The 7,400-nt window shown below is 73.2% G+C and carries 5 protein-coding genes; 2 read left to right on the top strand and 3 right to left on the bottom strand.

Annotated elements, in window-relative coordinates; translation table 11 throughout:
* Positions 1-1,193, top strand: a 1,193-nt coding sequence (locus KUF83_RS32850; protein ID WP_217458659.1) for an FG-GAP and VCBS repeat-containing protein, incomplete at its 5' end; no start/stop codon positions are given.
* Between the two features lie 112 nt (positions 1,194-1,305).
* Here the strand turns inward: KUF83_RS32850 and KUF83_RS32845 are convergent.
* The 3 genes from KUF83_RS32845 to KUF83_RS32835 are packed head-to-tail and all read right to left on the bottom strand — an operon-like array spanning position 1,306 to position 5,506.
* Positions 1,306-2,991 carry a thiamine pyrophosphate-binding protein gene (locus KUF83_RS32845; RefSeq protein ID WP_217458658.1) on the bottom strand — a complete coding sequence of 562 codons (1,686 nt, stop codon included), beginning with the start codon at positions 2,989-2,991 and terminating at the stop codon, positions 1,306-1,308.
* Complete coding sequence (speB, locus tag KUF83_RS32840; RefSeq protein WP_217458657.1) at positions 2,988-3,989, bottom strand: agmatinase; 1,002 nt, start codon at positions 3,987-3,989, stop codon at positions 2,988-2,990. Before speB ends, KUF83_RS32845 begins: the two co-directional genes overlap by 4 nt.
* Positions 3,990-4,042: 53 nt before the next feature.
* On the bottom strand, positions 4,043-5,506 hold the full coding sequence (locus tag KUF83_RS32835; protein ID WP_217458656.1) for a sodium:solute symporter: 1,464 nt from the start codon (positions 5,504-5,506) through the stop codon (positions 4,043-4,045).
* Positions 5,507-5,705: 199 nt separating this feature from the next.
* On the opposite strand from KUF83_RS32835, the gene KUF83_RS32830 reads away from it, so the two are divergent.
* Positions 5,706-7,250, top strand: a complete 1,545-nt coding sequence (locus KUF83_RS32830) for a PucR family transcriptional regulator (protein ID WP_217458655.1) — start codon at positions 5,706-5,708, stop codon at positions 7,248-7,250.
* The last annotated feature ends 150 nt before the right edge of the window (positions 7,251-7,400 follow it).

Here is a 7,400-nt window from a genome sequence, read left to right as displayed (position 1 = left end):
TTCCCGGCTCCGCCACCGCGAACCAGCGCTTCGGGACCAACTTCACCAAGGGCGACCTGGACGGCGACGGCTTCAGCGACCTGGTGATCTCGGGTGGCCTTCCCGGCTCCGTCATCCTCTGGGGCTCCGCCTCCGGACTCACCGGCGGAACGGCCATACCCGGGTACGGGCAGTCCCCCACGACCGGCGACTTCGACGGCGACGGCAAGACGGACCTCACCCTGTTCTCCTACCTGTCCGGCTCGGGCGACGACCCGTCGAGCGCCGACGCCACCGTGTGGAAGGGCCCGATCTCGCGCGCCGGCACGCCCACCGCCACCCTGCCCCTGCTGGACAAGGCCGACTGGTGGGGCTACGACACCCCCGACGCGTCCTGCGCCACCAACGGCATCGGCTGCCAGGAGGACGGCGACTCGATCTCCGGTCCCATCCGCTCCACCCAGACCGGCGACGTCAACGGCGACGGCAAGGACGACATCGTTGCCTGGAAGTACGCGGGCGACGGCCAGTGGGGCAACCATCTTCTCCTCGGCGGCGGCAGCACGGGCTTCACCACCGGCTGGACCCCCTCGGACGGCACGGCGACCGGCACGGGCACCGGCATCGGGGACGTGAACAACGACGGCTTCGACGACGTCGTGGTGGGCAACTACTGGGCCGGCGGCAAGGTCCAGATCGCGTTCGGGTCGGCCTCCGGCCTGTCCGAGGAGCGCGTACAGGTCTTCGACCAGGACCTGCCCGGCTTCCCCGGCGTGGAGGAGGAGGGCGACGGGATCGGCTCCACGGTCTCGGTGGCGGACGTCAACGGTGACGGCTTCGGCGACATCGCGCTCGGCATCTCGGGCGAGGACATCGGCGACATCACCGACGCCGGTTCCGTCGCCCTGGTCCCCGGCAGCGCCACCGGCGTCACGGGCGCCGGCACGCAGACCTTCCACCAGGACACCGCCGGGGTCCCCGGAGTCGCCGAGGAGGACGACCAGTTCGGCGCGAGCAGCGCCCTGCTGGACGTCAACGGTGACGGCCACGCCGACCTCGCGGCCGGTTCCGAGGCCGAGAACGGCTGGAACGGCGCGGTCTGGGTGCTGAACGGCACGGCGACCGGTCTCACGGCCACGTCGTCCCTCGCGTTCGGCGCCGGCGACCTCTCCGCGCCCGCCACGGACGCCCGCTTCGGCGCGCTCCTGCGCTGAGCCGGCCGATCCGGCAACGGGGGTTCGGTGGGGCGGCCAGGGTGCCGCCCCACCGTCATGTCCGGCCGGGGCGAGCCGGCTTCGGCCGAGGTGCGCGGGCCGCCCCACCGCATCAGTCCAGGTGCGTCGGCGCGAACATCCGCAGCACCGCAGGCAGCACGACCACCGAAGGGCCGCGCGTGGCAAGGGACTTGGCGAGGTCGTCGGCCAGGGAGTCCGGCGTGGTCCGTACGCCGGGGACGCCGAAGGACTCCGCGAGCGCCACGAAGTCCGGGCGGGACAGCTCGGTCGCCGTGGACCGGCCGAAGGCGTCCGTCATGTACTCGCGCAGGATGCCGTAACCGCCGTCGTCGACGATGAGCCAGGTCACGTCGAGGTTGTGCTGCCTGGCGGTGGCCAGTTCGGCGATGGAGTACAGCGCGCCGCCGTCGCCGGAGACCGCGAGGACCGGGTGGGTGGGGTCGGCGACCGCGCCGCCGAGCGCCGCCGGGAAGGCGTAGCCGAGGCCGCCCGCGCCCTGGGCGGAGTGCATGGTGTTGGGGCGGCGGGCGTCGAAGGCGGACCAGGCCCAGTAGGCGAGGATCGTCATGTCCCAGAAGCTGGGCGACCGGTCCGGCAGAGCCTGCCGGACCGCGGCCAGCACCCGCTGTTCCAGGCCGAGTTCCTGGGAGTCGATGCGCTCGCGGACGAGGTCGAGCACGGTCCGTACGCGGTCAGGCGCTGTCTGGTCCTCCCTCTCGGGCACGGTTTCGAGGAGCGCCGACAGGGCGAGGCGGGCGTCCGCGTGGATGCCGAGGGCCGGGTGGTTGGACTCCAGCTTGCCGAGGTCGGCCTCGATCTGGACGACCCGGCCGCGGGGCTTGAACGTGTAGTAGTTCGAGGAGAGTTCGCCCAGTCCGGAGCCGACGACGAGCAGGACGTCGGCGTCCTCCAGGAAGTCCGTGGTGTGCCGGTCCTCCAGCCAGGACTGCAGCGAGAGCGGGTGGTTCCAGGGGAAGGCGCCCTTGCCGCCGAAGGTGGTGACGACGGGCGCGTTCAGCCGCTCGGCGAGCTGCCGCAGCTTGCCCGACGCGTCGGCGCGTACGACACCGCCGCCCGCGATGATCGCCGGGCGGACCGCGTTCGAGAGCAGGTCGGCGGCCACGGCGGTCAGTTCGGGGCGCGGGGGCAGGTCGTGGGGTGCGGCGTCCACGGCCGTGACGACGGGCAGGGCCGTCTCGGCGAGCAGCACGTCCTGCGGGATCTCCACCCACACCGGTCCGTGCGGGGCGGTGAGCGCCGACTCCCAGGCCTCGGCGATGGCGGACGGGATCTGCGACTGCGTACGGACCGTGTGGACCGACTTGACCACGCCCCTGAACGAGGCCTGCTGGTCCGGGAGTTCATGCAGATAGCCGTGGCGGCCGCCGCCGAGGCCCGCGCCCGGGACCTGACTGCTGATGGCGAGGACGGGGGCGCTGGCGGCTGCCGCTTCCTGGAGGGCGGCCAGCGAGGTCAGCGCGCCCGGGCCGGTCGACAGCAGCAGGGGGGCGGCCTCGCCGGTGATGCGGCCGTAGGCGTCCGCCGCGAAACCGGCGTTGTTCTCGACCCGCAGGCCGATGTACGCGAGGTCGGAGCGGCGCAGCGCGTCGAACATGCCGAGCGCGTGCTGGCCGGGCAGGCCGAAGACGGTGGTCGCGCCGAGGCCGGCGAGGGTCTCCACGACCAGGTCTCCGCCGTTGCGTCCGGGGGGCGGGTTGAGTGCGGCCTCCGTCTGCGCGGCGGTCGGGCGGAGCACCAGGTCGTGGTCGTGGGTCACTTGGCGTCGGTCTCCTCGGGCGCCCGCGCGCTCTTCTCACGCGCCTGCGCGATCTGGCGGGACATGATGGTGGTGAGTTCGTACGCCGTGTGGGACGCGGCGACGGAGGTGATCTCGGCGTGATCGTACGCGGGGGCGACCTCGACGACGTCGGCCGAGACGAGGTGGCAGGAGGCGAGCCCGCGCAGGATCTCCAGCAGTTCGCGGGAGGTCATGCCGCCGGCCTCGGGTGTGCCCGTGCCGGGCGCGTGGGCCGGGTCGAGGCAGTCGATGTCGATGGAGATGTAGAGGGGCCGGTCGCCGATGCGCTGGCGCAGCTGGTCGGCCACCTCGTCGGCGCCCCGGCGGTAGATGTCGGCCGAGGTGACGATGCCGAAGCCCATCTTCTCGTCGTCGGTGAGGTCCTGCCTGCCGTACAGCGGGCCGCGCGTGCCGACGTGGGAGAGGGCCTCGGTGTCGAGGATGCCCTCCTCGACGGCCCGGCGGAACGGCGTGCCGTGCGTGTACTCGGCGCCGAAGTACGTGTCCCAGGTGTCGAGGTGGGCGTCGAAGTGCAGCAGCGCGACCGGCCCGTGCTTCTTCGCGACCGAGCGCAGCAGGGGCAGGGCGATGGTGTGGTCGCCGCCGAGGGTCATCAACCGGGCGCCGGTGCCGAGGAGTTCGTCGGCGGCGCCCTCGATGGTCTCCACGGCCTCGTTGATGTCGAACGGGTTCGCGGCGATGTCACCGGCGTCCGCGACCTGTGCGAGGGCGAACGGCGAGGCGTCCTGCGCCGGGTTGTACGGCCGCAGGAGACGGCTCGCCTCCCGGATGGCGTTCCCGCCGAAGCGGGCGCCCGGCCGGTACGAGACGCCCGCGTCGAACGGCACTCCGACCACGGCGACGTCGGTGGTGCCGACCTCGTCGAGCCGGGGCAGCCGGGCGAAGGTCGCCGGACCCGCGTACCGCGGGACGCGGGACGAGTCGACGGGTCCGCGGAACGTCTCGTTGCTGCTCATGGGGTTCTGCCTTCTTTCCTACGCTTCGTCGCGTATGTACGACTGCTTCGACTCTACTGGGGAGCGGGGGCGGGTTCGGACACGGGTTCGGAGCCGCGGCCCGCGAGGCGCTCGCGCCAGGCGGCGAGGACGGCCGCGTCGGTCGCAGGGGTGGCGAGCGAGACGATCACGTACACGGCCAGCGAGGAGAGGAGCCCGTAGTAGACGGGTTCGTTCGCGAGGATTCCGTGGGTCGCCATCAGGGTGACGACCGCGAGGCCGCCGACCACGACCGCGGCGAGGGCGCCCTGGGCGGTACCGCGCCTCCAGAGCAGGCCACCGAGGATGGGCACGAGGAGGCCGCCGACGAGCAGGTTGTAGGCGACGGTCAGGGCCTCGACGACGTTGTTGAGCGCGATGGCCGTGCAGATCACCGCGATGCCCATGACGAGGATGAAGAAGCGGTTGCCCCTGACCTCGTCGCGCTCCTCGCCGGGCCTGTCGGTGACGGCTCCCCGCAGCCGCGACCAGATGTCGTTGTTGGCGACGGTCGCGCAGGCGATGAGGGCTCCGGAGGAGGTGGACATCACGGCGGCGAGGGCGGCGGCGAGCACCAACCCCCTCACCCCGACCGGGAGTTCGTCCTTCACGATCGTGGCGAAGGCGTCGTCCGGGCTGGCCAGCTTCGGGTAGAGCACCTTGGCCGCCGTACCGATGACGGCGCCGGCGAGCGCGTACACCAGGCAGTACGTACCGGCGACCGTGCCGCCCCACCTGGCCGTCGTGTCGCTGCGGGCGGTGAAGACGCGCTGCCAGATGTCCTGCCCGATGAGCATGCCGAACGTGTAGATCAGCACGTACGTGAAGATCGTCTCGCCGCCGATGCCCAGCGGGTCGAAGTACTCGGTGGGCAGCTCGGCCTTCATCTCGCTGAAGCCGCCGGCCTTGACCACGGCGATGGGCAGCAGCAGAAGCAGCACACCGACGGTCTTGACGACGAACTGCACCATGTCGGTGAGGGTGATCGACCACATGCCGCCGAGCGTCGAGTAGGCGACGACGATCGAACCGCCGAGCACGATCGCGACCGTGCGGTTCATGTCGAAGAGGACGTCGAAGATCGTGGCGTACGCGATGGTCGACGTCACCGCGAGCATCAGGGTGTACGCCCACATGACGACGCCCGAGATCACCCCGGCCCGGCCGCCGTACCGCAGGTCGAGCATCTCGGAGACCGTGTAGACCTTCAGCCGGGCGATGCGGGCCGAGAAGAAGACGGACAGGGCGAGCAGCCCGAGGCCGATGGTGAAGACCATCCAGGCGCCGGAGAGGCCGTACTGGTAGCCGAGGCCGACGCCGCCGATGGTGGACGCGCCGCCGAGGACGATCGCGGCCATCGTGCCGGAGTACATCGTCGGGCCGAGCCGCCGGCCCGCGACCAGGAACTCGCTCTTGGACCTGGCACGTCGCATGCCCCACCAGCCCATGGCCAGCATCCCGGCGAGATAGACGACGATCACTGCGTAGTCGACGGCCATGGGGGCTCCTCTTCGCGCGTCCGGTGGCGTGTCGTGCGGGTGACGGGGGTTCGCCGGCGGCTGATCGCTCGCGATGCTGCGCGGGGACATCCGCCCGTACCCGCGGCCTCCGGTGGGCACGACCCTAGGTGGCCGGAAAGCAACGCTGAAGTGTACGTTTCATCCACAGCCACGCGGTCGAATGGAGGAAACGTCCACCATGCCGGACACCGCGGCCCCCACCGTCCCGCCCACCCCGCCGGTCCCCCTGGCGGCCCTGCTGGCCCGGGAGGACCTCGGCCTGCGGCAGATCGCGGGGCCACGCGATCCGGCCACGGTGATCCACTGGGCCCACACCTCGGAGATGGCGGACCCGTATCCGTACCTGCTCGGCGGCGAGATGCTCCTCACGGCGGGGGTGCACATCCCGGAGGCCGCCGGTTCGGGCACGTACTTCGACGCGTACGTGTCCCGGATCGTCGAGGCGGGCGGCGCGGTCCTCGGCTTCGGGGTGGCGCCGGTGCACGACACCGTTCCGCGCGCCCTGGTCGAGGCCTGCGACCACCACGGCCTGCCGCTCGTGGAGGTCCCGCCGCGCACCACCTTCTCCGGTGTGGCCCGGGCGGTCTGGCAGCTCATGGCCCGGGCCCGGCACACCGAACTGCGCCGCGTCACGGAGGCCCAGCAGAGCCTGGCCGCCGCCGCGGCGCGCCCCGACCCCGTCCCCTCGGTCCTGCGGCAGCTCGCCCAGCGGCTCGGCGGCCGGGCCGCGCTGTACGCCCCTGACGGCAAGGAGGTGGCTGCGGCGGGACGGCTGCCGGATGCGGACCCGGGCGTGGACCCGCGGGTGAGCGGGGCACTGGCCCGGCTCACGGCAGTGGTGCGGCCGGCCACCGCGGCCGACCCCGCGGCCGGGGGCGGCGGAGGCAGCGGGGCCGCGGCCGGCCCCGGTCCCTCCTCCGCCAGTGACACCGCCGCCGGTGTCCACCTCGCCGCGTACGCCCTCGGCACGGGCCAGGGTTTCGTCCTGGGTGTGGCGGCTCCGCGCCGCGACCCGGGCGACCACACCATCGCGTCCGTGGGCGCCGTGCTCCTGTCGCTCCTCACCGGGGAGCACCGGAGCGGCACGGGCGCGGCCCGCTCCTCGGCTCTCGTACGCCTGCTGCTGGGCGCCGCGCCCGAGGAGGTGGCGTCCCTGCTGGACGGCGGCGAGCGGTGGGTCGTCGTGCACGCACGCCCCGACGGCCCCGCGGCGGACGCGGTCGCCGCGTCGGCGCTCGGGGCGGCGCTCGGTTCCCCGCTGGTCGACGTGGCCGGTGACCTCGTACGGGTGCTCGTCCCCGCGGGCCGCCGCGAGGTCGTCGCACAGGCCGGCTGGACGTGCGGCGCGAGCGCGCCCGTCGTGCCGCACGAGTGGGGGGCCGGCGACACCCAGGCGGCGCGTGCCCTGTCCCGGGCGCGGGCCACGCGGGCGCGGCTGGTCCGGCACGGCGAGCACACCGGACTCGACGGTCTCGTACCGCCGGCCGACGCCGCGGCCCATGCCCGCGCACTCCTCGCCCCCGTCGCCGGGAATCCGGCCCTCACGGAGACCCTCCGCGCCTGGCTGTCCCTGCACGGCAGTTGGGACCGCACGGCGGTGGCCCTCTCGGTCCACCGCAACACGGTCCGCCAGCGCGTCGCCCGCTGCGCGACCCTCCTGAACACGGACCTGGACGACCCGGACGTCCGCATGGAGCTGTGGTTCGCCCTCCGCCACACGTGACGGACCGCCTCCGGCCCCGCCTCCCAGGGGCGCGGCCCCGCTTTTCAGGGGCGCGGGGAACTGCGCGACCAGCCCCCACGCACCCGCACCCAGGCCGGAGGCAGGGGCGCAGCCCCACCTCCCAGGGGCGCGGGGAACTGCGCGACCAGC

This window comes from Streptomyces sp. BV286, from assembly GCF_019090165.1.
GTDB lineage: Bacteria > Actinomycetota > Actinomycetes > Streptomycetales > Streptomycetaceae > Streptomyces.
Note: the sequence above shows the minus strand (reverse complement) of the source record. Positions and strands in the feature narration are given on the sequence as shown.

What these genes read in the sequence shown, in the direction of transcription:
- speB (WP_217458657.1), bottom strand. Translation starts at nt 3,989, where the DNA reads ATGAGCAGCAACGAGACGTTCCGCGGACCCGTCGACTCGTCCCGCGTC.
- KUF83_RS32835 (WP_217458656.1), bottom strand. Translation starts at nt 5,506, where the DNA reads ATGGCCGTCGACTACGCAGTGATCGTCGTCTATCTCGCCGGGATGCTG.
- KUF83_RS32830 (WP_217458655.1), top strand. Translation starts at nt 5,706, where the DNA reads ATGCCGGACACCGCGGCCCCCACCGTCCCGCCCACCCCGCCGGTCCCC.